This is a genomic window from Streptomyces sp. NPDC048496 (genome assembly GCF_043200055.1).
GTDB lineage: Bacteria > Actinomycetota > Actinomycetes > Streptomycetales > Streptomycetaceae > Streptomyces.
Window position 1 is genome coordinate 1 of the sequence record NZ_JBICXB010000052.1, and the last position, 25,769, is coordinate 25,769.

Genomic DNA, 25,769 nt, shown 5'->3' on the forward strand with positions numbered 1-25,769 from the left:
CCCCTCCCTATCGGCGGGGCCCCACCCCCCCGCCCGGCCCGCGGGGGGCGTTTTGGCCCTTACCCCAACCACCGGTGTTGGCCGCTGTGCGGCGGGGGGCCCCCGGGGCCCCCCCGCTCCTCACTGTCCGTGTTCAGTCGGCGGCAATGGCGCGGAGCACGTCCAGGCGCGCCGCACGCCGAGCCGGTCGCCAGCCGGCCAGCGCCCCGGCGGTGATCCCCACCAGGGCGACCACCAGCAGCCGTGCGGGCGGCAGCGCGAAGGCGAACGGGGTGTCGCCCGCGCCTTCGGACGCCTTCACGAGCACCCAGCCGAGGAAGCCGCCGAGCAGCAGACCGCCTGCTGTTCCGAACGCGGCGACCAGGACGGATTCCCAGCGGACCATGGTCCGCAGCTGACTCCTGGTCTGTCCGACGGCCCGCAACAGGCCCAGTTCCCTGGTGCGTTCATGGATGGCCAGGGTGAGGGCGTTGGCGATGCCGAGCAGGGCGATCAGTACGGCAAGTGCCAGCAGCGCGTAGACCAGCGTGAGCATCATGTCGATGGGGCCGGCCGAGGACTGCGCGTACTCGCCGCGGGTCTGTACGTCCGGACTGCCGTACGCCGCGGCGGTCTTCTGGACTGCCGCCTTTCCGTCGGCGGTCGACACCCCGTCCTTGAACGACACGGCGATGAGCGTGTCGGAGTCCTGTGCGCGGTGCGGCGCCCAGGCCTGCCGGGTGATGACGTAGGTACCCGCCAGTTCCGACCGGTCGTAGACCGCGCGGACCGTGAAGGTCTGCTGCTTGCCGTCGGTGAAGGTGAGCCGGGCGGTGGAGCCGGTGTGCAGACCGCGCTCGGCTGCCTCCGCTTCGGACACGGCGATGCCGTTCGGGCCCAGTGCGTTCATGGATCCGCGGACCGGACCGAGGTCGAAGACCCTGGCGAGCGCGGCCGGGTCGGTGACGGTCAGGGCGCGCCCCGCACCGTTGACCTCCGCAACGCCCTTGCCGAGGCCGACCGCGGTGGACACGTCGGGCAGCCGGCCGACGGCGGGCGCGAGTGCGGGGCTGAGACCGCTGCCACCGGCGCCGAACGCGGGTGCGCTGATGGCGACATCACCGGCGAAGGAACGGTCCACGGTCTGGTTCATGGTGGCCTTGAGCGAGGCGCCGAAGACGGTGAAGAGCGAGACGACCGCGACGCCGATCATCAGCGCGGTCGCGGTGGCGGCGGTCCGCTTGGGGCTGCGCAGCGCGTTGCGCCTGGCCAGTGCGCCGGTGACACCGCGCAGCCGGCCGAGTGGAGCGCCGAGGATCCGTACGGCGTACGTGGAGGCGGCCGGGCCGAGCACCACGAAGGCGGCAAGCGCCAGGACCGCCCCGGCGGCCGACGGCCAGACCGACGGATGGGCGAGGACGCCGGTCAGGATGGCACCGACCGCCGCGAGCAGCAGCATGACACCGGTGACGGCGCGAGTCCCGGAGGCCGCCGAGTTGTCGACAGCGGTCTCGCGCAGGACCGCGAGCGGTGCGGTGCGTCCCGCGCGGACGGCGGGCAGGAGGGCCGAGCCGAGACAGACGAGTACGCCGACGGCGAGCGGGAGCAGCAGCGAGATCCCGCTGATCACCAGCGCGCCGTCGGGGAACGGGAAGCCGACGGCGGGGAAGAGCGCCTGCAGTCCGGCGGCGGTCCCGATGCCCCCGGCCAGCCCGGCGGCGGAGGCGAGCACGCCGACCGCGGTTGCCTCGACGAGGGTCGAGCCGAGGATCTGACGGCGGGACGCGCCGAGGGCGCGCAGCAGGGCGTTCTCCCGGGTGCGCTGCGCGACGACGATCGCGAACGTGTTGTGGATGGAGAAGGTGGCGACCAGCAGGACTATCCCGGAGAACACCAGCAGCAGCGTGGTGAACAGGCTGAGGAACGCACCGGAGATCATGCTCTGGTTCTCGGCGGCGGAGGCCTGTCCGGTGATGGCCTGCGTGTCGGCGGGCAGCACGGGAGTCAGCGCGTCCACGAGTTCCTGCTGGCTGGTGCCGGGGCCGGCGCGCACCTGGATACTCGACGCCTCGCCGGGCTTCGGGGTCAGGTATTTCTCGGCGTCGGCCTGCGTCATCCCGGTGAAGGTGACCTGGCCCATGCCGTCCTCACCGCCGAAGGTGGCCAGGCCGACGACGGTGACACGCACGGGGTCGGGAGTGCGCAGTACGGTCGTGTCGCCGATCTTCAGCCCTCCCCTGGCGGCGGTACCGCGGTTGATGACAACCTCGCCGGACCGGGACGGGGCGCGCCCCTCGGCGAGCTTGTAAGGGTTGAGCTCCGGGTCCTGGATCCAGTTGCCGGCGACGGTGGGCGGGCCCTGGCCTCCGATGGGCTTGCCGTCGGCGCCGATCAGCTGCCCGGCGCCCTGGATGTCGGGAGCCGCGGCGGCGACGCCCGGCGTCTGTTCGATCGTCTTCAGGAGGGTGGTGCTCACCGGCTGCCGGGTGCCCTGCCCTTCACCGGGCACGGTCACCACATTCGCACTGCGGACGACCGCGTCCGTACCGGCGGCGGCGTTCGCGAACATCGTGCCGAAGCCGGCGCGCAGGGTGTCACCCATGACGAGCGTGCCCGCGAGGAAGGCGACGCCGAGCAGAACGGCGGTGAACGTGCCTGCGAAACGACGCTTGTGGGCGCGGAGCGAGGCGGCACCGAGGCGCACGGAGGCGCGGGCGCCGGTCATGGCATCACCGCCGTTGCGCCCGGCGACGGGTCGAAGGCCTTGAGCCGGTCGAGCACGCGCTCCGCGGTGGGATCGGGCATGCGGTCGACGAGGCGCCCGTCGGCGAGAAAGACGACCTCGTCCGCGTGGGCTGCGGCGACCGGGTCATGGGTGACCATGACGACCGTACGGGAGGTCCGGCGAACGGTGCGGCCGAGGAGCCGCAGCACCTCCTGTCCGGCCCGGGAGTCGAGGTTGCCCGTCGGTTCGTCGGCGAAGACGACGTCGGGGTTGCCCGCGAAGGCGCGGGCCACGGCGACCCGCTGCTGCTGGCCGCCGGAGAGTTCGCTGGGCCGGTGGTGCAGCCGGTCCCGCAATCCCACGGTGTCGATGAGCGCGTCGATCCACTCGCGGTCGCCGCGCTCCCCCGCGAGGTCGATGGGGAGGGTGATGTTCTCGGCGACGGTGAGGGTCGGGATGAGGTTGAAGGCCTGGAAGACGAAGCCGATGCGCTGTCGGCGCAGCAGGGTGAGCCTGCGGTCGTCGAGCGCGCTGAGGTCCGTGTCGCCGATGAGGGCGGAACCGGAGGTGAGCGTGTCGAGTCCGGCAGCACAGTGCATCAGGGTGGATTTTCCGGAGCCGGAGGGCCCCATGATCGCGGTGAAGCGGCCGGCCGGGAAGTCGACGCTCACCCTGTCCAGGGCCCTGACCTGGGTGTCGCCCGTGCCGTAGACCTTCACGGCGTCGACGACGCGGGCGGCGGTGGCGGCCCCGGTGCGGATGGTCGTGGTCATGCCGCACCTCGCCGGCCGGTGGGGCCGAACTGCTCGTCCAGGACGGAGAGCCGGCGCCAGTACTCGTCCTCGTCGATCTCGCCCGCGGCGAAGCGGCGGCCGAGCAGAGTGATGGGCGACTGTTCGCCGAGGGCGGCGGGGCCGCTGTGCGCGGCGCGGGGGCCCCAGGGGCCGTGTCGGCCGCCTCGCCACACGGTACGGCGCAGCACGGTGACAACGGTGACGGCGATTGCTGCCCAGACCAGTGGGAAGAGGAAAATCCACGGCCCGGGTCCACCGGAGTAGGCCAGGGTGTTCATCTCGGTCGGCTCCCTCGGTTCGGAGTTCTCGGTCGGCGTTCTTCCGACGCATCCGAGCCTGGCCCCGGGAAGGGGTCCGAGTCGTCGTACGGCCAGCGGCAGTGCACGTACCCCCGCGGGAGTACGTGGCGGTCCGGCGGCTGCTCCCGGCCCGCGCGCTCGACCACCCAGCGCACCTTGCCCAGCCCGGAACCGTGGGCGACACCGCGTCGGGCGATCAGGGGCTTGATGCCGCGCTTCCACAGCAGCCGGCGGTACTTGTCAAAGTCGTAGCCCCGGTCCGCATACAGGCGCCGGGGCCTGCGGCGGGGGCGTCCCCGCAGACCCCGAATCGGCGGGACGGCGTCCAGCAGCGGCAGGAGCTGGGTGACGTCGTGCCGGTTGCCGCCGGTGAGGGTGACGGCGAGCGGGGTTCCGTGCCGGTCGACGATCAGGTGGTGCTTGGAGCCGGGGCGGGCACGGTCGACGGGCGAGGGGCCGACATGGTCCCCCCTTGAGGGCCCGGACGTGCGATCCGTCCGCGGAGCAGTCGTCCAGGTCCAGCAGGCCGGCGCGGCGCAGTTCGGCCAGCAGGGCAGCGTGCAGGCGCGGCCAGACGCCGGCCTCGGTCCAGTCCCGCAGCCGACGCCAGGCCGTCACCCCGGAGCAGCCCACCGTCTCCGCGGGGACATCACGCCACGCGACACCGGTCCGCAGCACGTACAGGACGTCGGCGAGTGCCACTCGGTCGGGAACACGCAGCCGCCCAGGGTGGCGACGGCCCCGTTCCGGAGGGGGCGGCAGCAACGGGGCCACCCGCCCCCCACAGGTCATCAGGAACAAGATCAGCACGCACCCGGACACCCTGCCGACCAAGATCGCCGAGCACAAGACCCGCAGCTCAACTCATTCTGAAACGATCAGTAAGACAGCGCGCTGTCGGGCACGTTCTTCTCCGATTTCAGGCTGCCCCGGCCGCATCTGCTGCTGGACGGTGCGACAGGGCCGTGGGGACGCGGCGCCGCTGACGGCAGAGCTGGCCTGGGCGGACTCATCGGCGGCTGCGCCGGCGCCCGCCTCCAGCCCCACCTCCCCGAAACCCTCCTGCGTCTTCTCCTCGGCACCCTCGCCATCGTGCTCGGCGCGCTGTACGGAGCCGAGGCTGTCCGAGCCGTCGACTAGCGCGGTAGGCACCCGCGATGGAGCCGTGCCAGGCGGGTGGCCCGCACGCGCCATCCCCGGCCTCGGCATGGAGTGCCGGCCGCCGGGCCATGGCAGGGCTCGGCGGCCGGCGCAACAGGTCCGGTCAGCGGGACCGTACGGCCTCGACGAGCTGGTCGATGTCGTCCGTGGTGACGTCCAGGCCGAAGCCGGTGAACTTGGCCAGGGGTACGTCGCGGGCGGCCTGGAGGAGGTTCGGGTCCATCGCGGCGAGTTCGTCGGGCGAGGGGGCCTTTGCCCGGGCGAGTGCCGCGAGCAGGAGTGGGCCGCCGACGGGGTGGTCGAGCCATTCGCCGAAGGTGGACATCGTCCCCAGGGCGGCGACGGGCGCGGTACCCGTGCAGTGGAGGACGGTCCGCAGGCGGATGTCGTGGGAGGAAGCGCCGATCTCGACGGTGAACGGGCCGGGGTCGTTCGCCCAGCCGCCCAGGGAGGTGGACCACCATGCCAGGTCCCGTTCGGTGAGCTCGAAGCGGACGCGCGCCGAGGCGCCCGGCTCCAGGCCGGCCTTGGTGAAGCCGCGCAGTTCGTGGCGCGGGCGGGTCGGGTGCGGCTCGTCGAAGGCGACGTACAGCTGGACCACCTCGTGGGCGAAACGGCTTCCGGTGTTGGTGACGGTGGCCTCGACGGTCCAGCGGCCGTCGTCGGTCGCGGTGGCTGTCAGGTCGTCGTAGACGAAGGTGGTGTAGGTCAGGCCGTGGCCGAAGGGGTATGCGACCGGGACGTCGAGGGTGTCGTAGTGGCGGTAGCCGACGTAGCGGCCCTCGCCGTACACGACGTGCCCGTCCCGGCCGGGGAAGTGCAGGTGGGACGGGACGTCGGCCAGCCGGTGGGGGAGCGTCTCGGTGAGCCGCCCCGACGGGCTCTCGAAGCCGAGGATCAGGTCGGCGAGGGCCGTGCCGCCGGCTTGACCGGGCAGCCACGCCTCCAGGACCGCGTCCACGTCGTCCTGCCACTCGGACACGGAGACCGCGCCGCCGTTGGCGAGGACGACCGCGACCCGGGGGCAGACCCGCGCCACCTCGCGCAGCAGCGCGATCTGCTCGGCGGGCAGGCTGATGTCCGTACGGTCGTACCCCTCGGACTCGGCGGCGTCGGGAAGCCCGAGGAAGACGAGGGCGACGTCGGCCGCACCGGCAAGGGAGACGGCCTGCGTGAACAGGTGCGGGGCGGGGGTGCCGTCCAGGGTGAAGCCAGGTGCGAACGTGAGGGTGGTGGCGTCGCCGACCGCTCCGGTCAGGGCGTCCAGGGCGTTGCTCAGCCGGGTGGGTACCACGTGCGAGCTGCCGTTGCCCTGGTAGCGCGGGGTCCGGGCGAACTCGCCGATGACCGTGACGGTCTGCGTCGCCGCCGGGTCCAGGGGCAGCAGACCGCGCTCGTTCTTGAGCAGCACGGCCGAGGAACGGGCGGCCTCGCGGGCCAGCTCGTGGTGGGCGTCGACGTCCCAGTCGTCGAAGCGCCGAGCGCCGTCGACCCGGTCACGCAGCCGCAGCAGCCGGTCGGCCGCCGTGCTCACGGCGGACGCGTCGAGGCGCCCCTCCTCGACGGCCGTCACGACCTCCTGGTCCGTGCCGGTGGGCGGCATCTCCAGGTCCAGCCCGGCGGCGAGGGCGGCCACCCGGTCGGCGACCGCACCCCAGTCGGACATCACCAGCCCGTCGAATCCCCACTCCTCGCGCAGGACCTGGGTGAGCAGCCAGTCGTTCTGGCTTGCGTACACGCCGTTGACCTTGTTGTACGCGCACATCACCGTGTACGGGCGCGCGTGGCGGACGATGTGTTCGAAGGCGGGCAGATAGATCTCCCTCAGGGTCCGCTCGTCGACGTCGGCGCTCACGCGCATCCGGTCGGTCTCCTGGTTGTTGACGGCGAAGTGCTTGACGCACGCGCCGACCCCGAGGGACTGGATCCCCTCGACGACGGCCGCGCCCATGACGCCGGTGATGTGGGGGTCCTCCGAGAAGTACTCGAAGTTCCGCCCGCACAGCGGACTGCGCTTGATGTTGACCCCGGGGCCGAGGACGACGTCGACACCGAACGCCGACGCCTCGCGGGCCAGGGCCGCGCCGACGCGGTGCGCGAGTTCCGGGTCCCAGGAGGAGCCGAGGGTGACGGCGGGCGGGAAACAGGTCGCGGGGAGGCTCTCGGGGGCCAGGACCGCATCCTCGGCGCCGTCCGCGGGTCGCCGCATGCCGTGGGGGCCGTCGGAGAGGGTCAGCGCGCGGACCACGTCCCGTACGGGCTGCGTGGTCCATCGGGTGGCGCCGGAGGTGAGGGAGGCCTGTTCGGCCAGGGAGAGGCCGGCTGCCGAGGGGCTGTGAGACGTGTTCATGAAGGGTTCCAGGGGTCGGGACGGACGCAGACGCGGAGACGGGGAGACCGGGAGACGGGGGGAGGCGACCGGAGTCCGCCCGAGCGGGGCGGTGTACGGGCGGACCCCGGAGTTCAGGAGGCCACGAGGCTCAGGAGGAAGCCGTCGGCAGGACGCGGGTGCGGCCGATCGCGCCGAGCCAGGCCGCGGACGGCTTGGGGGTGCGTACGAAGGTCTTCCGGTCGACGGCGATCAGGCCGAACGTGGGCCGGTAGCTGCCCCATTCGTAGTTGTCGAGCGCGCTCCAGTGGAAGTACCCCTGTACGTCCACCCCCTCGGCCATGGCCTCGGCGAGGTCGGCGAGCGCGCCGGTGGTGTAGGCGATCCGGCGGTCGTCGTCGGCCGTCGCGATGCCGTTCTCGGTGACGATCAGCGGGGTTCCCGGCACGGTGGCGGCGGTGTGCCGCAGGGCGGCGCCAAGCGCCTGTGGGTCGTACTCCCAGCCGGTGAGGGTGCGTTCGGCGTCCTGCGGAATCGGGAGCGGGCCGGACGGTCCGATGCGGGTGCGGGTGTAGGCCTGGAGGCCGAGCCAGTCGTCGCCGCGCGCCGCTTCCAGGAAGACGGATACGCGGGGGTGCAGGTAGGCGGCGGCCTGCTCCTCGCAGCCGGGCTCCGGTCGACAGGCCTGGTTGGCCACGGACCAGCCGGTACGGACGTGCGGCGCATACGACTTGACGGTGTCGACCGCCCTGCGGTGGGCGCGGACGAGGCCCTCGGTCGCGGCCTCGTCCGGCAGCGGCAGGCTGGTGGCCGGAAGTGATCCGCCGGCCGTCAGGGTGCGCAGGGCGGCCGCCATGACGGCGACCATGTTCGGCTCGTTGATGGTGCAGATGTGGTCGACGCCCTCGCCGTAGACAGGAGCCGCGGCCTCCACGTACCGGGCGAACAGGTCGCCGGAGTCCGGCGCGGCCCAGCCCCCGCGCTCGGTGAACCAGAGGGGTGCGGTGAAGTGGTGCAGGGTGACCATGGGGCGCAGGCCGCGCTCGCGTGCCCCCTCGACCATGCGCCGGTAGTGGGCGACGGCCTCGGAGGAGAACCTGCCTGGCGAGGGCTCGATCCGTGCCCATTCGATGCTGAAGCGGTAGTCGGTGAAGCCGAGTCCGGCGAGCAGGTCCATGTCCTCGGGCCAGCGGTGGAAGCTGTCGCAGGCGTCCCCGCTCGGCTCCTCGATGCGATCGGTCAGACCGGCCTGCTCGAAGGCCCACCAGTCGCTCCCGGTGTTGCTGCCTTCGATCTGGTGGGCGGAGGTGGACGCGCCCCACAGGAAGCCTTCGGGGAGGGTGAAAAAGTCGTCCATGTGTCTGTTCTTCTTTCCGGGCCCCGGGATCACGGGACCCTGCGGATCGGGATGATGCACAGGCCGCCCGCGGTGGCGATGGCGGCGGCGAGGAGGAAGAGACCGGGATAGCCGAGGAGGGGCACGACGGCTGCGGCGATGACTGGTGCGAGCACCTGCGGAAGGGTGTTGGCGATGTTGAGGATGCCGAGGTCCTTTGCCCGGTGCTCCTGATCGGGCAGCACCTCGGCCATGACGACCTGGTCGACCGCGACGAAGCTGCCGTAGCCGAGCGCCCCGACGACCGCGAAGGTGAAGAACGCCCATAGGGAGGGGCTGAAGGCCAGGGGCAGGACGGACACCGCCGCGGTGCCGGCCGAGAGCAGGACGAACACCTTGCGCCGTCGCAGCCGGTCCGACAGCGGACCGCATACGGCGATGGCCACGCCCGCGGTGAGTGCGGTGGCCACGCCCGCGATGGCGATCACCGAACCGGCGCGCGCCGAGGACAGGCCGAGATGGTCGGTCAGGACGTAGAGCTGGTAGACCATCACCAGACTCAGGCCGAGCAGGGTCAGCAGGCGGCCGATCAGGGCCCACAGAAAGTCGGGGTCGCGCGGCAGCAGGGTCCTGACGAGCTTGCGTGCTGAGAACGGCTCGACGGGCAGCGCGGTGCTGGGGCGGTCGGGCGCTGCGAAGAAGACCAGGAGCCCGCCGAGGACGACCAGACCCGCGACCCACCTCATTCCCTGCGCGGGGACGGTGATGAGGGTGCCGGCCACGATGGCCGACAGGCTGGAGCCGAGCAGCTGGCCCACCCCGATCCAGGACGACGCCTTGCCCAGGACGACGGGGGGCACCCGGTCCGGGAGGATCGCGCCCAGGGGCGCGACCACCGCGTTGAGGCTGATCTGCAGAAGGATCCACAACGTGAGCAGCACCGGGAAGCTCTGGGTGAACGAAAGCCCGAAGATCGCCAGTGTCGTGCCGACGCTGCCCGTGAGGATCCACGGGTTGCGGCGGCCGAAGCGGGAGCGGGTGCGGTCCGAGAGCAGCCCGAATGCGACGTTGGCGCACATGGCAGTGATCGCTCCGGCGGTCGCCATCACCGCGTAGCGCTGGAGCTTGGTGTCGTCGTCGAGCTCATCGAGGAGGGCCTGCAAGAGCGTCGTGGTGGCGTGGAACGGAAGCATCCAGGAGAGGTACGCGGCGCCCAGCACGGGACCGAGCCGCCCCAGGCGGGCGGGGGTCGGAAGGGACGGGGCGGCGTCCTGGACGATTCCGGGGCCTGGCCGAGAAGAAGGCATGGACAGCTCCTTTGCTGCACCCCTCGGGGCGGGTCGGCTCACCGTAGCCATCAAATCCTTGAGCATCAAGGTTTTTGATCGAATGGAACCACCGCGGCCGTAGAATCCGGCCCATGAGCACTCCTCGCGGGCCGTACGCAAAGACCTCGCTCAAGCGGCAGAAGATCATCGAGGCCGCCCTCGCCGCCTACGCCGAGGCCGGCAGTCGCAAGGTCTCGGTCCGTGACATCGCCCAGCGGGTGGGCATGACCGACGCCGGGGTGCTGCACCACTTCGGCAGCCGGGAGGCCCTGCTGACCGCGGTCCTCGAGGCACGGGACGCCGCCGCCCGCGCCGCCTTCGGCGAGACCCGGGATGATCTGCGCGCCGGACTGGACATCGTCACCCACAACGCGTCGACCCCCGGCCTGGTCAAACTGTTCGTCGACGTGGCGGCAGCGGCGGCCGAACCCGAACACCCGGCGCACGGCTTCTTCCAGGACCGCTACGACACCAGCCGCCGGAACATCGCCGGCCAACTCGCCCGGCACATCGACGACTCCGAGGAGCCGGTCACCCCCGAGCCCGTGACGCCGGTCGACCAGGAGTGGGCCGCCCGGATCCTGCTCGCGGCGACGGACGGGCTGCAACTGCAGTGGCTCCTGGAGCCCGACATCGACATGGCCCAAGACCTCGCGGCCCTGTACGGCGTCCTGATGGACGCCCTGCGAAACCGCACCTGACAGACCCTCCGGTTCCGTCACGCCCCTCATGAACGGCTCGATACAGCCTTGATAAGCGCGTGCCGAATCCATTGACTCGCCGCTCCGCAGGCCCTACAACACTCATCACATAGGTGACAGTGCACATAGAGAGAGGCCGGCGGATGGTGAAGTTCGACTGCGTGCTGCTCGCGTTGCTCGCCGGACGGCCCCGGAGCGGGTTCGACCTGGGGCGATGGATGGAGACGGAGGGCCAGTTCCTACGGTCGCGGGCCCACCACAGCCAGATCTACCGGCTGCTCGCACGGATGACGGACGACGGCTGGGTGGCGTTCGAGGTCGACCCGCGCGAGGGGCGGCCAGACGCGAAGATCTACCGGCCCACCCCGCGCGGGAGGGACGTCCTGTGGGAGTGGGTGCGTTCGCCGTACGAGCCGACCAGCCGGTTCCAGGACCCCGACTTCCTCGCCAGGTTCACCTTCACCGCCCCGCTGGACCGGCACGCCGCGATCCGTCTGATCGACACCGAACTCGCCTACCGGCGCGCCCAGATCGCCCGCAACCGGGACCGCGACCGCACCCTGCTCTTCGAGGACCCGCTGCCCGAGCTGGACCGGAGCCTGGCCCAGGAGGTGTTCGACGAGCTGCACGCCTACGGAGCCTCGGCGGTCGACACCTGGGTGGCCTGGCTGCAGGGCATGCGGCACCGCCTCGAGCAGGACCGTGCGCCGGAACCCGACGGAGAGGACCCCTCAGCATGAAGGCCATCATGGTCATGTTCGACAGTCTCAACCGGCGGATGCTGCCGCCGTACGGTTCCGACTGGACGCACGCGCCGAACTTCGCGCGGCTCGCCGAGCGGACGGTGACCTTCGACCGGGCCTACGCGGGGTCGATGCCGTGCATGCCGGCCCGCCGCGAGCTGCACACGGGCCGGTACAACTTCCTGCACCGGAGCTGGGGACCGCTCGAACCGTTCGACGACTCGATGCCCGAACTCCTCAAGCAGAACGGCGTGTACACGCATCTGGCCAGCGACCATCCGCACTACTGGGAGGACGGCGGCGCCACCTACCACGGCCGGTACAACTCCTGGGAGTTCTTCCGCGGGCAAGAGGGCGACCCGTGGAAGGGCCAGGTGGCCGCCCCGGAGATCCCCGAGGACCTGAAGCGGATGCGGTCAGCCGTCTACCGCCAGGACTGGGTCAACCGGCCGCACATGGCCACCGAGGACCGGCATCCGCAGACGCTCACCTTCGACGCCGGCCTGGAGTTCGTCCGCACCAACCATGCCGAGGACCGCTGGTTCGTACAGATCGAGACCTTCGACCCGCACGAGCCGTTCTTCAGCCACCAGCGGTACAAGGACCTGTACCCGCACGCCTACGAGGGACCGCATTTCGACTGGCCGGACTACAAGCGGGTGGTGGAGACGGACGAGCAGGTCGCGCACGCCGGGTACGAGTACGCCGCCCTGCTCTCCATGTGCGACCACTCCCTGGGGCGGGTCCTCGACGCGATGGACGAGTACGGCCTGTGGGACGACACGCTCCTGATCGTCAACACCGACCACGGTCTGCTGCTCGGCGAGAAGGGCTGGTGGGGGAAGTCGGTCCAGCCCTGGTACAACGAGCTCGTCCATCTGCCGCTGTTCGTCTGGGACCCGCGCGCGGGACGCGCGGGCGAGCGGCGCGACACGCTCGTGCAGACCATCGACCTGGCGCCCACGCTCCTGGAGTTCTTCGGCGTCGAGCGCCCTGCCGACATGCAGGGGGCGCCACTGCCCGTCGCCGCCGACACGCCGCTGCGCGAGGCCGGTCTGTTCGGCATCCACGGCGGGCACGTGAACATCACCGACGGCCGGTACGTCTACATGCGCGCGCCCGCCGCCGCCTCCAACACCCCGCTGGAGGAACACACGCTGATGCCGACGCACATGCGCGGCCGCTTCACCCCCGCCGAGCTGGCGGAGCTGGAGCTCGCCGAGCCGTTCGGCTTCACCAAGGGCGTCCGCACCCTGCGGATGCCGGGACGCACCTTCGTCAATCCGTACCACCACGGCACTCTGCTCTTCGACCTGGAGACCGACCCCGAGCAGCTGAGCCCGCTCGTCGACGACGAGGTGGAGCTGCGGCTCGCGGGCCTGATGGTGGATCTCATGCGCCGCACCGAGGCACCGCCCAGCCAGTACGAGCGGCTCGGTCTGCCTTCCGAAGGGCCGGTGACCGAGGCGCATCTGCTCGTCCGGGCTCAGCGCGGCCTGGCCACGGCGGCGGCGCAGCCACTGCCCCGGGCGGAGGACTATCCGGAGAGCCGCCTCTCGCTGCGTACCCCGGTCGGCGCGCTCATCGCCGATCCCGTGGCGGTGGAAGTCCTTGCGCGCCATCTGCCCGGCATCGCGGACTCCGAGCTCCTGCAGTTCCTGGGGCCGACCCCGCTGATCGACATCGCGGCGATGGCGGGCGGGCTGCTGCCCGCCGAGAAGCTCCGGCTGGTCGCCGACGAGCTCGCCAAACTCTGACCCGGCCTCGCCGGAAAGTACCGGTGACGGGGCGGCCACCCCGTCACCGGAGCACACCCTCCTGTCCGTCAATCCCGCAAAGAACGACATCAAGGAATGAGGTGGCGTATGCCCAAGCCTATCGAAGGGCCCGCCCGCACCACCGAGTCTCCGCCGGACGTCGAGGTCCCGGGCCGCTGGCGCCAGCTCTCCCTGATCGGAGGCACACTTCTCGTCGACAGTACGGAAGCGAGCCTGATCAGCGGACTGTTCCCGGTCATCCGCCAGGCGCTGGGCGTCTCTCTCGGCGCGCTCGGCATCCTGACCGCCGCCGGAAGGATCGTCGGCGTCTTCACCGGGCCGCTGTGGGTATGGGCGGCGCGCCGCTGGTCCCGCAAGGGTGTTCTGGTCCTGGCCACCGGCTTCTGGGGCGTCTTCGGCATCGCCGCAGGATTCGCCCAGAACTTCACCCAGCTGCTCGTCCTGTGCACGCTCCTCGCCGCCGGCTACGCGGCCGCCGGCCCGATCACCACCGATCTCCTCGGCGACCTGTTCGGCAGCAGGTCGCGGGGGCGCGCCATCGGCACGCTCTACGGCGTCCTCTCCCTCGGCACCTCCCTGCTCGCCGCGCTGAAAGGGCAGCTGGCGGGGTTCGAGGACGGCTGGCGGTGGGGGCTGTGGGGCATCGGGACGGTCAACATCCTCGTCGGTGTCGCCCTGTGGATCTGGCTGCGTGACCCGGGGCCGGGTGCCTCCCAACGGCAGCTCGCCGATCTCGACCGGGAGACGCGGGAGGCAGCCTCCACCCTCACCTGGTCCGGTGTACGGTCTCTCTTCCGTACGCGCAGCTTCGTGATCCTGCTGGGTTCACGACTGCTGTCGGGCCATCTCCTCATCGGCACGTTCGGGGTCATCTTCCTGGTGGACACCTATGGATTCGCCACCGAGACCGCTTCTCTCGTCCTCCTTCCCCTGGGGATCGGCTACTTCGCCGGCACCGTGCTCGGCGGCATCCTGTCCGACTGGGCGGTCCGCCGCAGCCCGCGCCACGGCCTGGTCGCGGTCCTCCAGATGGCCCAGATCGCCTTCGGCGTCGTCGCGTTCTTCGGTACCCAGATCGACTACGGCGGCATCGGTCTGTTCGCCTTGTTCTTCGGCCTCATGGGCCTGGCCCAGGGCATCAACCCGGGCGTCAACCGGCCCATGGTGATGAACGTGACGCCGCCCGAACTCAGAAGCGCGGCCTTCGCGGTCTACCTCACCGTCTTCGAGGCGATCGCCTGGGCGGCCTTCAGCCTCTGTGCGGGATTCCTCGGCGACGCCGTCGGCCTGAAGACGGTCTTCCTGTGGGTCCTGGTCCTCCTGATGCTGGTCAACGCCGCATTCCTCACCCTCTTGTACCGGCCGTACGCGCGAGACGTGACCCGGGTGCAGCAGGAACTGGAACGGCGACGGGAAGCGGCCCTGAGAGAGACCGCCACCCCCTGACCCCCGATCCCCCCGTACCGCCTGGCAGGAGCCCGTCGATGCACACCCCCAAGCCCTCCTCCGCCTGCTGCACACCCGCACGCGCCAGGCCACCGACACCCTGAGCATCGAGCCGCCGCGTTCCGGCACCGGCGACGGCTCGGCGGACGGCATGGTGCTGCTGCCCGGCGGCGTCTTCCTCATGGGCACGCGAGACACCGAGGCGAACCCCGGCGACGGAGAGGGCCCGGTGCGCACCGTGCGTCTGAGCCCGTTCCTCATGGACATCTGCGCGGTGACGAACGACGCCTTCGCCACCTTCGTCGAGGCCACCGGTCACGTCACAGAGGCCGAACGCTTCGGTTGGTCCTACGTCTTCGCCGGATTCCTGCCCGCGGCCTTGCGCCAGAAGGCTCCCCGGACCCCGCACACCCCTTGGTGGTGCGGCGTGCGGGGAGCCGCCTGGAACCGGCCGGAAGGGCCGGGCAGCACCCTGGACGGACGAGGGAACCACCCCGTGGTGCACATGTCGTGGAACGACGCCGCCTCCTACGCCGCCTGGGCCGGCAAGCGGCTCCCCACCGAGGCCGAATGGGAGTACGCCGCCCGCGGCGGCCTCGAACAGAAGCGCTACCCCTGGGGCGACGAACTCGACCCGGACGGGGAGTACCGCTGCAACATCTGGCGCGGCATCTTCCCCACGAAGAACACCGCTGCCGACGGCTACCGGAGCACCGCCCCCGTGGACGCCTTCGAACCCAACGGCCACGGCCTGTTCAACATGTCGGGCAACGTCTGGGAGTGGTGCTCCGACTGGTGGACCACCGCCCACGAACACCCCGGCCCGCTGGTCGACCCCACGGGACCGGCCACGGGAACCATCAAGGTCATTCGGGGCGGATCCCACATGTGTCACCTGTCCTACTGCAACCGGTACCGGGTCGCCGCCCGAACCGGGAACACCCCCGACTCATCCAGCGGCCATGCGGGATTCCGCTGCGCCCGCGACGCCTGACCCACTCGTACCTCTCCACCGACGAGAACAGGAGCAGACCCATGCCCTCCTCGCACACACCCGGCGGCTCGCCGCTCTCCCGGCGGGCGTTCGCCGCACTCGCCGGCGTCACCGCCGGCGCGCTCACCGAGCCGGCCGCCACCGCTGCCCCGGCGACCGACCGTCCCGTCCCGGCCCCCGCGCCCGGCCTGGCACCGGCATCCGCCGGGCCCGCTACCGCGGCCTACCGAAAGTCCGCCTCCAACACGCCTTCTCCGCCACCGCACTCAACGTGATCAGGGTCGACGCGCACTGGACCACAGACCCCCTCGATCGTCCCCGCCACAGCAGGCTCGAACGACTCAGCTACCGACTCTCCGCCTGAACGAATTGCGCAGCAGAGTTGACAGTCCAGATCATCGTAGGTGGGAGGCACCCTTCTGCTGTCAGGGCGTCAGTTCACGGCGATAGCTGAATTCTCGAGGCTGGGACATCACCTACTACAACAGCTAGGCGTGACCCACGCCCCGCGGCGGAGCTCGATCCACGGCCACCAACCTCAAGTACTGTGAGATCGAACCGTTCCTGCTGACAACTGGCCCGTCGCCCCGCATCCATCGGGGGGCGGGCCTCTCACCGTGGCGCAGTTCGCAGTGACGGGGCGCAGTCCGAGGCCGCGCCCGTCCGGGCCGGCAGGCCGGTGCTTCGGGTCTGCGCCGCTGTCATCGTGGCCGCCACCGCTCTCAACGTCTGTGTGCGGGACGTGTACCGCGTCAACCGCCTCTGATCCCGACGCATATGCACTGGTGCCAACGCTCCTCCGCGGGTGAGGATGCCGCCATGGACAACACGCATCTCACACACATCACGGCTCCGGAGGGCGTCACCCCGGGAGTCGGGTACACCCACGTCGTCACCGGCTCCGGCCGACTCGTCGCCGCGTCCGGGCAGGTGGCACTCGACGCGAACGGCCACGTCGTGGGAGCGGGTGATGCCGCCGCGCAGGCACGGCAGGTGTTCGAGAACCTGCGTCGTTGTCTGGCTGCCGCCGGTGCGTCCTTCGGCGACGTCGTCAAGCTCACCTACTACGTGACCGACATCGCCCATCTGCCTGCCGTCCGCACGGTACGCGACGCGTACATCGACTCCGAACGCCTGCCCGCGAGCTCCGCCGTCCAGGTCGCTGCGCTGTTCCGCCCCGAACTGCTGCTGGAGATCGAGGCGTTCGCTCTCGTCCCCGAGGCCACGCGGTAGCGGCGCCGGACCTCACCCGCCGGTTCAGGCGAGTGCGGCCAGCGGATCGTCGAGGACGGGCTGCCAAGCCAGTTCCGCCGCGCCCACGAGGCTGTTGTGGTCGAGGGTGCAGGGCAGGATCGGCACGCTGCCGCTGCGCCCCCAGAGGCTGCGGTCGGCCACCACCGCGCGCAGTCGCTCCGGGTCTGCGTCGAGCAGTGCACGGTGCAGCCCGCCGAGGATGATGCGGTCCGGGTTGAGGATGTTGACCAGGCCGGCCAGGCCGAGGCCGAGCCGGTCGATGAGTTCCTCGGCCGCGTTCCGTACCGCCGCGTCCTCGTACTCCGTACGCAGCAGGTCGCTCGCCTGCTTGAGCAGGGATTCCTCGGGGCCCGGTTCCCTGCGGGCCGCGGTCAGGAAGGCGAGCGGATCGGTTTCGACGTCGAGGCAGCCGCGCCCGCCGCAGTGGCAGGGACGCCCTTCCGGGTTCACGGTGAGATGGCCGACCTCCAGGGCCAGACCCGAACTGCCGGCGTGCAGGCGGCCGTCGAGGACAAGGGCACCGCCGACGCCACGGTGACCCGTGGCCACGCAGAGCAGGTGCTGGGCCCCGCGGCCGGCGCCGTGCCGGTGTTCGGCGAGCGCGGCGAGGTTGACATCGTTGCCGGTGAACACGGGGCCGGGGATGCCTGCTTCCCGTACACACGTGGCGAAGATCTCGCGGACCGGGGCGCCTGCCGGCCAGGCGATGTGCAGCGGGTTGAGCGCGGTGCCCTCCGGTTCGGCCACGGCGGAGGGGACGGCGAGTCCCGCGCCGACGCAGCGCAGTCCGCTGTCGCGCAGCAACCGGGCACATGCGTCGACGACTTCGCCCACGACCTGCGCCGGGTCCGATGTGACCGTGACACAGCCGGGGGCGGTGGCGACGAGCCGCCCGCCGAGCCCGACCAGCGCGGCGCGGAACCCGTCGGCATGCACCTGCGCGGCGACGGCGACCGGCCCGGACTCCCGGACGGCCAGCCGGTGCGAGGGGCGGCCCTGTGAGCCGGCTGCGGAACCGGGGCTGGAGTCGACGCGGATGAGGCCGAGCGCCGCCAGCTCCGCGGCGACCGCGCCGGCGGTCGCACGGGTGACGCCGAGCTCGGAGGTGAGCACGGCGCGAGTGGGCGCGCGTCCGGTGTGGACCAGCTCCAGCGCGGGTCCGAGCGCGCTCCGGCCCCTCTCCAACTTCGTCCGGGTGGTGGTCGCCTTGCCGTTCATGGGGCCGAGTCTCCCACGATCCGAAGCCGCTGCCGACGCACTGGTGGCGGACTTCTGCCCGTTTCCGGTCAGGGAGGCCGCCCGGCGTCGCCGGGCCGGATGCCGCTGCCCGCTCCGGCGGGAGACCGTCTTGCGTCTGTTGTCCGTGGGCCCCTATGCTGAGTTTGTGCCGCAACTAAACAAACTGCGGACGGCGCTGCCGGGGGGACCAGGCGGAGACGCCGCCCTACCCTCGTCGGCCCGCCTCCGTTCCGCACTGACCGTGTTCTTCGCCCTCGACGGTTTCCTCTTCGCCGGCTGGGTGGTCCGCATCCCGGCCATCAAGCACCAGACCGGCGCCTCCGCCTCCACCCTCGGCCTCGCACTGCTCGGCGTCTCCGCCGGGGCGGTCATCACCATGATGCTCGCCGGCGGGCTCTGCCGACGGTTCGGCAGCCACCCCGTGACCGTGGTCTGCGGAGTGCTCCTCTCACTCGCCATCGCCCTGCCCGCGCAGACACATTCGGCGCTCGCGCTCGGTTCGGTGCTGCTGGTCTTCGGTGCGGCGTACGGTGCGATGAACGTGGCGATCAACAGCGCCGCGGTCGATCTCGTCGCCGGTCTGCGGCGCCCCGTGATGCCCAGCTTCCACGCGGCGTTCAGCCTCGGCGGCATGCTCGGCGCCGGCCTCGGCGGACTGGTCGCCGGCGGGCTCTCCCCCGCCACCCACCTCTCCGTCCTCACCGGGGTCGGACTGCTCGTCACCGCCGCCGCCGGACCGACCCTGCTGCGGCACCGGGCGCCCCGAACCGTATCCGCGGCCGACCGCACCGAGCAGCCGCGCCGGATGACCGGGCGCGCCCGCAACGCGGTACTGCTGTTCGGCGTGATCGCGCTCTGCACCGCGTACGGGGAAGGCGCACTGGCCGACTGGAGCGCGCTCCACCTGGAACAGGACCTGCATGCCCGCCCGGGCATCGCCGCCGCCGGATACTCCCTGTTCGCCCTGGCCATGACCGCGGGCCGGCTCAGCGGCACCGCGCTGCTGGAACGACTCGGGCAGACCCGAACGCTCGTCACGGGCGGCGCCACCGGTGCGGCCGGCATGCTCCTCGGCTCGCTCGCCCCGACCACCTGGCTCGCCCTGCTCGGCTTCGCCGTCGCCGGGCTCGGGCTGGCCAACATCTTCCCCGTCGCCGTCGGCCGGGCCGGCGAGCTGGCCGGTCCGAGCGGAGTGGCCGTCGCGTCGACGATCGGCTACGGGGGGATGCTGCTGGGGCCGCCCGCGATCGGGTTCCTGGCCGACTGGTTCTCACTGCCCGGCGCTCTGACGACGGTGGCGGTGCTGGCGGGCGCGGCGTCCGTGCTGGGCCATGCGGCTCGCCATGCGGCGACCCGCGCCTGATCGACGTACGCACGTCTCACGTACTGATGCCCGATTCAGCAGGTGTACTCAGGCAGGTCCCGCTCCCCGGTCGCACCATGAAAGTGTCAACCGCCTACGGGGAGCAGACCATGAACAAGCCGGCCATGAACAAGCAGCACCTCCGCGCGCGGCGGTCCCCACTCAGCCGGTCGCGCCGTTCAGCATCCGGGCGAGCACCGAACGCTGCAACGGCTTCACCTCGGCATGGCGCGCCCGGCCCTTGGCCGTCAGCTCGACCCGGACGCCGCGGCGGTCCTCGCTGCACATCCCGCGGCAGACGAGATCGTCCTTCTCCAGCCGCGCGACCAGGCGCGACAGAGCACTCTGACTGAGATGGACCCGGGACGCCAACTCCTGTACGCGATAGGTGGCGCCACCGTCCTCCGACGCACCCTCCGCGAGGACGTCGAGCACCTCGAAGTCACTGGCGCCGAGGCCGTGCCGATGCAGCTCGCGATCGAGTTCGCACAACGTCCTGGCGTGCAGCGCAAGGATGTCCCGCCATTCGTCGACGAGCACGTGCTCGGGCTTCTTCGCGGCCATGTCCGCACGGTAGCAGAGAAGAGGCCGATTGTTGCATCGGAATTAAATGCACTTGCATTCAATGCATATGCATGTACTGTCCTCACCATGACCACTCGAGTCGCCGAGAAGGTGGCGGTCCGGGACTGACCGGCCGGTCCGCTGCCCCGATGACCAACCGGCGCGGGGGAAAGGGGCGGTGGGCGGCGAGGTGTCCTTGCCCGCCACCAACCGCCCCTGTGACACTTCGGACATGGGGCGACGAAGTCAGGAAGACCGGGACGCGATGACCGTCGAGATCGTCTTCGCCCTGGTCAGCGGCGCTGTTCTGGCCGCTGCCGCGTTCATCGCCGTCGCCGTGCCCACCGTCTGCCTCGATCTGCCGCGCACGGCGGAGCGAGTGGTGCTCCTGAGCGGGGCCGTCGTCTCGGCCGTCGTCTTCGTCGCCCGCGTCGTCGATGTGTTGTGGGGATTCCCCCGCCGGGGGCACGGTCGCCCGGTGGGCGCGCTCCGCCCGCAGGATCCGTCTCAGAGCCTGTCGGGCGACCTCTGATCGGGCGGCCACGCCCTGGCGCGCACGCTTCCCGCGTTGCCAAAATGCCCTAGTAGCTCCGCTACAAGGCCATCCCGGCGCCTTGGAATCGCACGCACCACGCCGCGTCCGCTCTCCGATCGAAGGTCACCCGACAGGCTCTCAGCCGAGCCAGCCAGGGCGTACGAGGCCCGACTCATAGGCGAGTACGACCAGTTGGGCCCGATCGCGTGCGCCCAGCTTCACCATGGCACGGCTGACATGGGTCTTGGCGGTGAGCGGGCTGACGACCAGCCGGCGGGCGATCTCCTCGTTGGACAGACCGATGCCGACGAGTGCCATCACTTCCCTTTCCCGTTCGGTCAGTTCACCCAGGCCGAATGCGGCCGCGGGCTCCTTGGAACGGGCTGCGAACTCGGCGATCAGGCGGCGCGTCACCCCCGGCGAGAGCAGGGCGTCACCGGCCACCACGGCCCGTACCGCCCGCAGAAGCTCCTCCGGTTCGGTGTCCTTGACGAGAAAACCGGAGGCGCCGGACCGGATCGCCTCGAAGACGTACTCGTCGAGCTCGAAGGTGGTGAGCATGACCACCTTGACGTCGTTCAGCTCGGGGTCGCCGGTGATGGTGCGGGTCGCGACGAGACCGTCGAGATGCGGCATGCGGATGTCCATCAGCACGGTATCCGGGCGCAGTTCGCGCACCAGACGCACGGCTTCCGCCCCGTCGGCGGCCTCCCCCGCCACCTCGATGTCCGGCTGGGCGTCCAGCAGGGCGCGGAATCCTGCGCGGACCAGCAGCTGGTCATCGGCGAGCAGTACGCGGATCACGGTCTCTCCTCCGTCGTGTCCTGCACAGTGTCCATGGTCGACGCGGAGTCCGTGCTCGACGCCGAGTCCCTGTCCGAAGCCGAGTACAGGGGAAGCTCGGCCCACACCCGGAAACCGCCATCGGCCCGGGGTCCCGCCTCGATCGTGCCGCCCAGTGCGGCGGCCCGCTCCCGCATGCCGGCCAGCCCGTTGCCGCTGCCGCCCGCCTCGCTGCCGGTGACGGGGCCGTCGTCGTCGATACGGAGCCATACGCGGCCGGTCCCGTGACCGATCCGGACCCGTGCGGTGCGCGAGCCCGAATGCCGGACCACGTTCGTCAACGCCTCCTGCACTATCCGGAAGGCGGCCAGATCCGTGCCGGGCGGGACGGCGCCGCGTACGCCTTCGGTCTCCACCGTGACGGACAGTCCGGCACTCGCCGCCTGGTCGACCAGCTCGGGCAGCCGGTCGAGCCCGGGGGCCGGGGCCCTGGGGGCGTCTCCCGGGGTACGGAGCGTGTCGAGGACCTGACGGACCTCGCCGAGCGCCTCCTTGCTGGCCGCCTTGATCGTGGTGAGGGCGCTCCGGGCCTGCTCCGGGTCGGAGTCGAGCAGTGCGAGTCCGACGCCTGCCTGGACATTGATGACGGAGATGCTGTGGGCGAGCACGTCATGGAGTTCCCGGGCCATCCGGAGCCGCTCCTCGTCAGCCCGTCGCTTCTCGGCGGCCTCCCGTTGGGCACGCTGGGCGGCCCACTGCTCGCGGCGTACGCGTACGAACTCCGCTGCCGCGACGATCGCCACCACCCAGGCGGCGACGCCCAGTTCCTGCCCCCAGGGCGCAGCCGAGTCGCCGCTCGGCGGCAGCCAGCGGTAGAGCCAGTGTGCCATCAGCAGGTGGCCCAGCCACACCATTCCCACGGCCGCCCAGGCCGCCCGCCGGTGCCCCGCGACAACCGCGCTGAAGCAGCCGACGGCGACCGCCAGGAAAACCGGGCCGTACGGATATCCGGCGCCCAGATAGACCATGGCCGCGGCCGCACTGACGAAGACCGCCAGGACGGGGCGGCGGTGGCGCAGCAGCAGTACGGCGACGGCGATGAAGAGCAGCACCTTGGCGAAGAGGTCCAACGGGGCGCGCTCACCGAGTTGACCGCGGGCCGCGACGAAAGTGCCGATCATGACAATTGCGCCGAGGAGGACGGTGGACGGCCAGGGCAACCGGGCGGCGGACCGCTCGCGCATCCCCGTCGGCCGGCGCGGCGGCCCGTCGTCTCCCCAGGGACCCCAAGGCCCCCGGGGTCCCCCTTGGGCAGCGTGCGCCCAGGGCCGCCGCCGTGTCGGTCCGCCCTTCTCCCAGGGGGGACCGGCGCTTCCGTGCGAGCGCTGCTCTTCCATACCGGCAACGCTAGACCTCGGGCGTCGACGGCGGCGTCAGCCAGGCGTGGTGATCACACGTACTCCCTGTGGAGTACCGTTCCTGAGCAGTGAGCAGGAGTGAGTCCTGCGCGACGGGCGGACATACGGGCGGGCAGGCTCAGGCACCGGCGCTGCTGGCGGCCGGGCGGTCGGCCCGGTCGTCAAGCAGTCCGACGTTACGGGCCAGGTCGGCGACTGCCTGCCGGAAGAAGGCCTCCCGAGCTTCGACGATCCGGTTGAACTGGCCGAAGACCTCGAAGGAGATCAGCCCGATGAGCTGCGACCACGCGGCCACGAGAGGGGCGACGACCGCCGGAGGGAGATCGGGTGCCAAGTCGGCGGCCATCCGCTCGGCCTCGGGCCGCAGTTCGGCGGTGAGAGGCGGCACGGCGAGGCCGTCCGTGCGGTGGGCGTCTTCGACGATCGCGACGAAAACGAGGCCGACGCGGGAGGCGGGGCCGATGGTCGCCTGGGGTGCCGAGTACCCGGGCACGGGCGAGCCGTAGATCAGGGCGTACTCATGGGGGTGGGCCAGGGCCCACTCGCGTACGGCGCAGGCGACCGTGATCCAGCGGGCGAGATGTGCGGCGGGTACGGGTGGGACGTCGCACGAGGCCCGGTGAGCGGTCTCGGCGGCCTCGCCCACGGCGTCGTACGCGTCGACGATCAGGGCCGTGAGCAGCTCGTCGCGGCTGGGGAAGTAGCGGTACAGCGCGGACGAGACCATGCCCAGCTCACGTGCGACGGCGCGCAGCGAGAGTTTCGCGGCGCCTTCGGCTGCGAGCTGCTTTCTCGCCTCGTCCTTGATGGCTGCGGTGACTTCGATGCGGGCCCGTTCCCTGGCTCCTCTGATGGTGCTCATGGAGCTCAGTCTGCCATGGATTGGAGCACCGACCAATAAAGAGAGCGGCGCTCTTGATTTTGAGCACCAACCTCGCGCACACTGATCTCAAGCGAGAGCAGTGCTCACACTTTCCGACGAGGGGAATCTCATGTCCGTGCATGTTCAGAAGCCCGGCTGGCTCATGGTCAACGTCTTCAACCCCACCATCGCCTGGATCACCCGGCGCGGCATCAGCGTCTGGGGATCGAGAGTCCTGGCCGTCCGCGGCCGCAAGAGCGGCGAGTGGCGCCGCACCCCGGTCAACCTCCTCACCGTGGACGGACAGCAGTATCTCGTCGCGCCACGTGGCCATGTCCAGTGGACGCACAACATGCGGGCTGCCGGCGGCGGTGAGCTCCACCTCGGCAAGAAGACCGACGTCTTCACCGCCGCCGAGATCGCCGACGACGAGAAGCCGGAACTGCTGCGTGCCTACCTCAAGCGCTGGAAGGCGGAGGTAGGGGTGTTCTTCGGTGGCGTCGGCCCGGATTCATCCGTCGAGGAGCTGCGCCGCATCGCCCCCGACCACCCCGTCTTCCGGATCACGATCACATCCTGACCCGGACCGGCACAGCACTGCCTGTGCCCTTGCCGGGCAAGGGGCGACGGCTCCAACAGATCACCCGTCGCAGGCGTCGCGGCCTGGCCTGTGCCGGCCACCGGGGTTCGACGGGTTCGCCTCCGGCGGGCGCAGCATTGTCTGTCGACGCATCAACCGACGCATTCGGCGGCGAGGCCAGGGCCACCCACTACGACGGGACCGCCACCGCCCATCGGCCCGGACTGCGGCCCACCGGCGTCTTGGTCCGGTCGGCACGGTGAGCGCCGAGAAACGGCCTAACGGTCCATCGCCGACAGAGCCCGCTGCGCCAACGGGTGGGTACGGACCAGCTCGGCCAGCGAGGTCGTCCCGCGGGTGACCCCGGCGAACGCCTTCCAGGCCGGGCGGAATCCGGTCAGCACTGCGTGCAGAATTCCCGGGCGGCGCTCGAACAGCTTCAGCATGCGCCGACCGACACCCATCTCGACACCCAGCCCGGCCTTGATGGCGAAGGCGTAGTTGAGCGCCTGGCGGCGGGCGTCCACCGCGTCGTGCGATTCCGCGATCCGGACCGCCCACTCACCGGCGAGCCGCCCGGAGCGCAGTGCGAACGAGATGCCTTCACGGGTCCACGGCTCCAGCAGCCCCGCCGCGTCGCCGCAGACGAGCACCCGCCCGCGCGACAGCGGCGAGTCGTCGCTGCGGCAGCGGGTGAGATGACCGGAGGAGATCTTCGGCTCGAACCCGGCGAGACCGAGCCGGGCGATGAAGTCCTCCAGATACCGCTTGGTCCCTGCGCCGTCACCACGCGCCGAGATCACACCGACGGTCAGGGTGTCGCCCTTCGGGAACACCCACCCGTAACTGCCGGGCATCGGACCCCAGTCGATCAGCACCCGCCCGGCCCAGTCCTCCGCGACGGTGGCCGGGACCGGGATCTCCGACTCCAGGCCCAGGTCCACCTGGTCGAGCTTGACCCCGACATGGGCACCTATGCGTCCCGCGCTGCCATCGGCGCCGACGACCGCGCGGGCCAGGACGGTCTCGCCGCCGGCGAGCACCACGGCGACCGTGCGCCGGTCCGGGACCGAGGCGCCGTGCTGCTCGACCCGGGTCACCGACGCTCCGGTGCGGAGTTCGGCGCCCGCCTTCTGCGCCTCCTCGACCAGACCCGCGTCGAACTCGGACCGGTTGATGAGCCCGAAGAGCATCCGCTTGGAGCGGCGGGTCCGCGCCAGCCTGCCGTTGAGCGAGAACGTCACCGCGTGGATCCTGTCCTGCAAGGGCAGTTCGAATCCGGGCGGCAGCGCATCACGGGAGTACCCGATGATGCCGCCGCCACAGGTCTTGTAGCGGGGCAGTTCCGCCTTCTCCAGCAGCAACACCCGCCGCCCGGCGACCGCCGCCGCATATGCCGCGGAGGCTCCGGCCGGTCCGGCGCCGACTACGACGACATCCCACACGGACGACTCTTCAAGCTCACGTCCGGCGTCTGCGTTCTCGCTGCTCACGATGTGCTTCTGCTCCCGATCCCAACCAGTGGCCCAAGCTGCTCACGGCATCCTACGGCGCCGTG

22 protein-coding genes and 1 pseudogene are annotated in these 25,769 nt (G+C 71.1%); 10 read left to right on the top strand and 13 right to left on the bottom strand.

What is annotated here, in order from left to right:
• Positions 1-133: 133 nt before the first annotated feature.
• From ACGFSA_RS29940 to ACGFSA_RS29970, 7 genes and pseudogenes are all read right to left on the bottom strand, one after another.
• Positions 134-2,704: an ABC transporter permease gene (locus tag ACGFSA_RS29940; protein ID WP_393309175.1), complete on the bottom strand. Its 2,571-nt coding sequence runs from the start codon at positions 2,702-2,704 to the stop codon at positions 134-136.
• Positions 2,701-3,477, bottom strand: a complete 777-nt coding sequence (locus tag ACGFSA_RS29945; protein ID WP_393309176.1) for an ABC transporter ATP-binding protein — start codon at positions 3,475-3,477, stop codon at positions 2,701-2,703. The genes ACGFSA_RS29940 and ACGFSA_RS29945 overlap by 4 nt, the downstream gene beginning before the upstream one ends.
• A complete protein-coding gene (locus ACGFSA_RS29950) occupies positions 3,474-3,776 on the bottom strand; it encodes an SHOCT domain-containing protein (protein ID WP_393309177.1) in 303 nt (100 codons plus the stop codon). Before ACGFSA_RS29950 ends, ACGFSA_RS29945 begins: the two co-directional genes overlap by 4 nt.
• A gap of 152 nt (positions 3,777-3,928) precedes the next feature.
• Positions 3,929-4,611 (bottom strand): annotated as a pseudogene (locus tag ACGFSA_RS29955) (IS5 family transposase); the annotation flags it as partial.
• A 450-nt stretch (positions 4,612-5,061) separates the two neighbouring features.
• Entirely contained in the window at positions 5,062-7,308 is a 2,247-nt protein-coding gene (locus tag ACGFSA_RS29960) for a glycoside hydrolase family 3 C-terminal domain-containing protein (RefSeq protein WP_393309178.1), read from the bottom strand.
• 130 nt (positions 7,309-7,438) lie between these two features.
• Entirely contained in the window at positions 7,439-8,644 is a 1,206-nt protein-coding gene (locus tag ACGFSA_RS29965; protein ID WP_393309179.1) for a glycoside hydrolase family 1 protein, read from the bottom strand.
• A gap of 29 nt (positions 8,645-8,673) precedes the next feature.
• A complete protein-coding gene (locus ACGFSA_RS29970) occupies positions 8,674-9,930 on the bottom strand; it encodes an MFS transporter (protein WP_393309180.1) in 1,257 nt (418 codons plus the stop codon).
• Positions 9,931-10,043: 113 nt separating this feature from the next.
• Here ACGFSA_RS29970 and ACGFSA_RS29975 point away from each other — a divergent pair, with 113 nt between their 5' ends.
• The 7 genes from ACGFSA_RS29975 to ACGFSA_RS30005 all read left to right on the top strand — a co-directional run bounded on the left by ACGFSA_RS29975 (position 10,044) and on the right by ACGFSA_RS30005 (position 16,846).
• A complete protein-coding gene (locus ACGFSA_RS29975) occupies positions 10,044-10,652 on the top strand; it encodes a TetR/AcrR family transcriptional regulator (RefSeq protein ID WP_393309181.1) in 609 nt (202 codons plus the stop codon).
• 143 nt (positions 10,653-10,795) lie between these two features.
• Positions 10,796-11,392, top strand: coding sequence for a PadR family transcriptional regulator (locus ACGFSA_RS29980; protein ID WP_393309182.1), 597 nt, complete (start codon positions 10,796-10,798; stop codon positions 11,390-11,392).
• Entirely contained in the window at positions 11,389-13,152 is a 1,764-nt protein-coding gene (locus ACGFSA_RS29985; RefSeq protein WP_393309183.1) for a sulfatase-like hydrolase/transferase, read from the top strand. The genes ACGFSA_RS29980 and ACGFSA_RS29985 overlap by 4 nt, the downstream gene beginning before the upstream one ends.
• Before the next feature lie 108 nt (positions 13,153-13,260).
• Positions 13,261-14,619 carry an MFS transporter gene (locus ACGFSA_RS29990; RefSeq protein WP_393309184.1) on the top strand — a complete coding sequence of 453 codons (1,359 nt, stop codon included), beginning with the start codon at positions 13,261-13,263 and terminating at the stop codon, positions 14,617-14,619.
• 151 nt (positions 14,620-14,770) lie between these two features.
• The gene (locus ACGFSA_RS29995; RefSeq protein WP_393309185.1) at positions 14,771-15,613 is read left to right on the top strand and encodes a formylglycine-generating enzyme family protein; all 843 of its coding nucleotides are present in this window, start codon (positions 14,771-14,773) and stop codon (positions 15,611-15,613) included.
• Between the two features lie 41 nt (positions 15,614-15,654).
• Positions 15,655-15,888, top strand: a complete 234-nt coding sequence (locus ACGFSA_RS30000; protein ID WP_393309186.1) for a hypothetical protein — start codon at positions 15,655-15,657, stop codon at positions 15,886-15,888.
• Between the two features lie 544 nt (positions 15,889-16,432).
• Complete coding sequence (locus ACGFSA_RS30005; protein ID WP_393309187.1) at positions 16,433-16,846, top strand: RidA family protein; 414 nt, start codon at positions 16,433-16,435, stop codon at positions 16,844-16,846.
• A 24-nt stretch (positions 16,847-16,870) separates the two neighbouring features.
• Here the strand turns inward: ACGFSA_RS30005 and ACGFSA_RS30010 are convergent, their stop codons facing one another.
• Entirely contained in the window at positions 16,871-18,085 is a 1,215-nt protein-coding gene (locus ACGFSA_RS30010) for an ROK family protein (protein ID WP_393309188.1), read from the bottom strand.
• Between the two features lie 166 nt (positions 18,086-18,251).
• On the opposite strand from ACGFSA_RS30010, the gene ACGFSA_RS30015 reads away from it, so the two are divergent.
• Positions 18,252-19,469: an MFS transporter gene (locus ACGFSA_RS30015; protein WP_393309189.1), complete on the top strand. Its 1,218-nt coding sequence runs from the start codon at positions 18,252-18,254 to the stop codon at positions 19,467-19,469.
• Positions 19,470-19,631: 162 nt separating this feature from the next.
• Here ACGFSA_RS30015 and ACGFSA_RS30020 read toward each other — a convergent pair whose 3' ends face one another.
• Entirely contained in the window at positions 19,632-20,033 is a 402-nt protein-coding gene (locus ACGFSA_RS30020; protein WP_393309190.1) for a MarR family winged helix-turn-helix transcriptional regulator, read from the bottom strand.
• Between the two features lie 232 nt (positions 20,034-20,265).
• On the opposite strand from ACGFSA_RS30020, the gene ACGFSA_RS30025 reads away from it, so the two are divergent.
• Entirely contained in the window at positions 20,266-20,565 is a 300-nt protein-coding gene (locus ACGFSA_RS30025; protein ID WP_393309191.1) for a DUF6332 family protein, read from the top strand.
• 141 nt (positions 20,566-20,706) lie between these two features.
• On the opposite strand, the gene ACGFSA_RS30030 is transcribed toward ACGFSA_RS30025, so the two are convergent.
• From ACGFSA_RS30030 to ACGFSA_RS30040, 3 genes are all read right to left on the bottom strand, one after another.
• Positions 20,707-21,372: a response regulator gene (locus ACGFSA_RS30030; protein ID WP_393309192.1), complete on the bottom strand. Its 666-nt coding sequence runs from the start codon at positions 21,370-21,372 to the stop codon at positions 20,707-20,709.
• The gene (locus ACGFSA_RS30035; RefSeq protein ID WP_393309193.1) at positions 21,369-22,748 is read right to left on the bottom strand and encodes a sensor histidine kinase; all 1,380 of its coding nucleotides are present in this window, start codon (positions 22,746-22,748) and stop codon (positions 21,369-21,371) included. The genes ACGFSA_RS30030 and ACGFSA_RS30035 overlap by 4 nt, the downstream gene beginning before the upstream one ends.
• A 139-nt stretch (positions 22,749-22,887) precedes the next feature.
• Positions 22,888-23,631 (bottom strand): TetR/AcrR family transcriptional regulator, encoded by a 744-nt coding sequence (locus tag ACGFSA_RS30040; protein WP_393309194.1) that lies wholly within the window; start codon positions 23,629-23,631, stop codon positions 22,888-22,890.
• Between the two features lie 130 nt (positions 23,632-23,761).
• On the opposite strand from ACGFSA_RS30040, the gene ACGFSA_RS30045 reads away from it, so the two are divergent.
• Positions 23,762-24,211 (top strand): nitroreductase family deazaflavin-dependent oxidoreductase, encoded by a 450-nt coding sequence (locus tag ACGFSA_RS30045; protein WP_393309195.1) that lies wholly within the window; start codon positions 23,762-23,764, stop codon positions 24,209-24,211.
• 278 nt (positions 24,212-24,489) lie between these two features.
• Here ACGFSA_RS30045 and ACGFSA_RS30050 read toward each other — a convergent pair whose 3' ends face one another.
• Positions 24,490-25,704, bottom strand: a complete 1,215-nt coding sequence (locus ACGFSA_RS30050; RefSeq protein WP_393309196.1) for a geranylgeranyl reductase family protein — start codon at positions 25,702-25,704, stop codon at positions 24,490-24,492.
• Between the last annotated feature and the right edge of the window lie 65 nt (positions 25,705-25,769).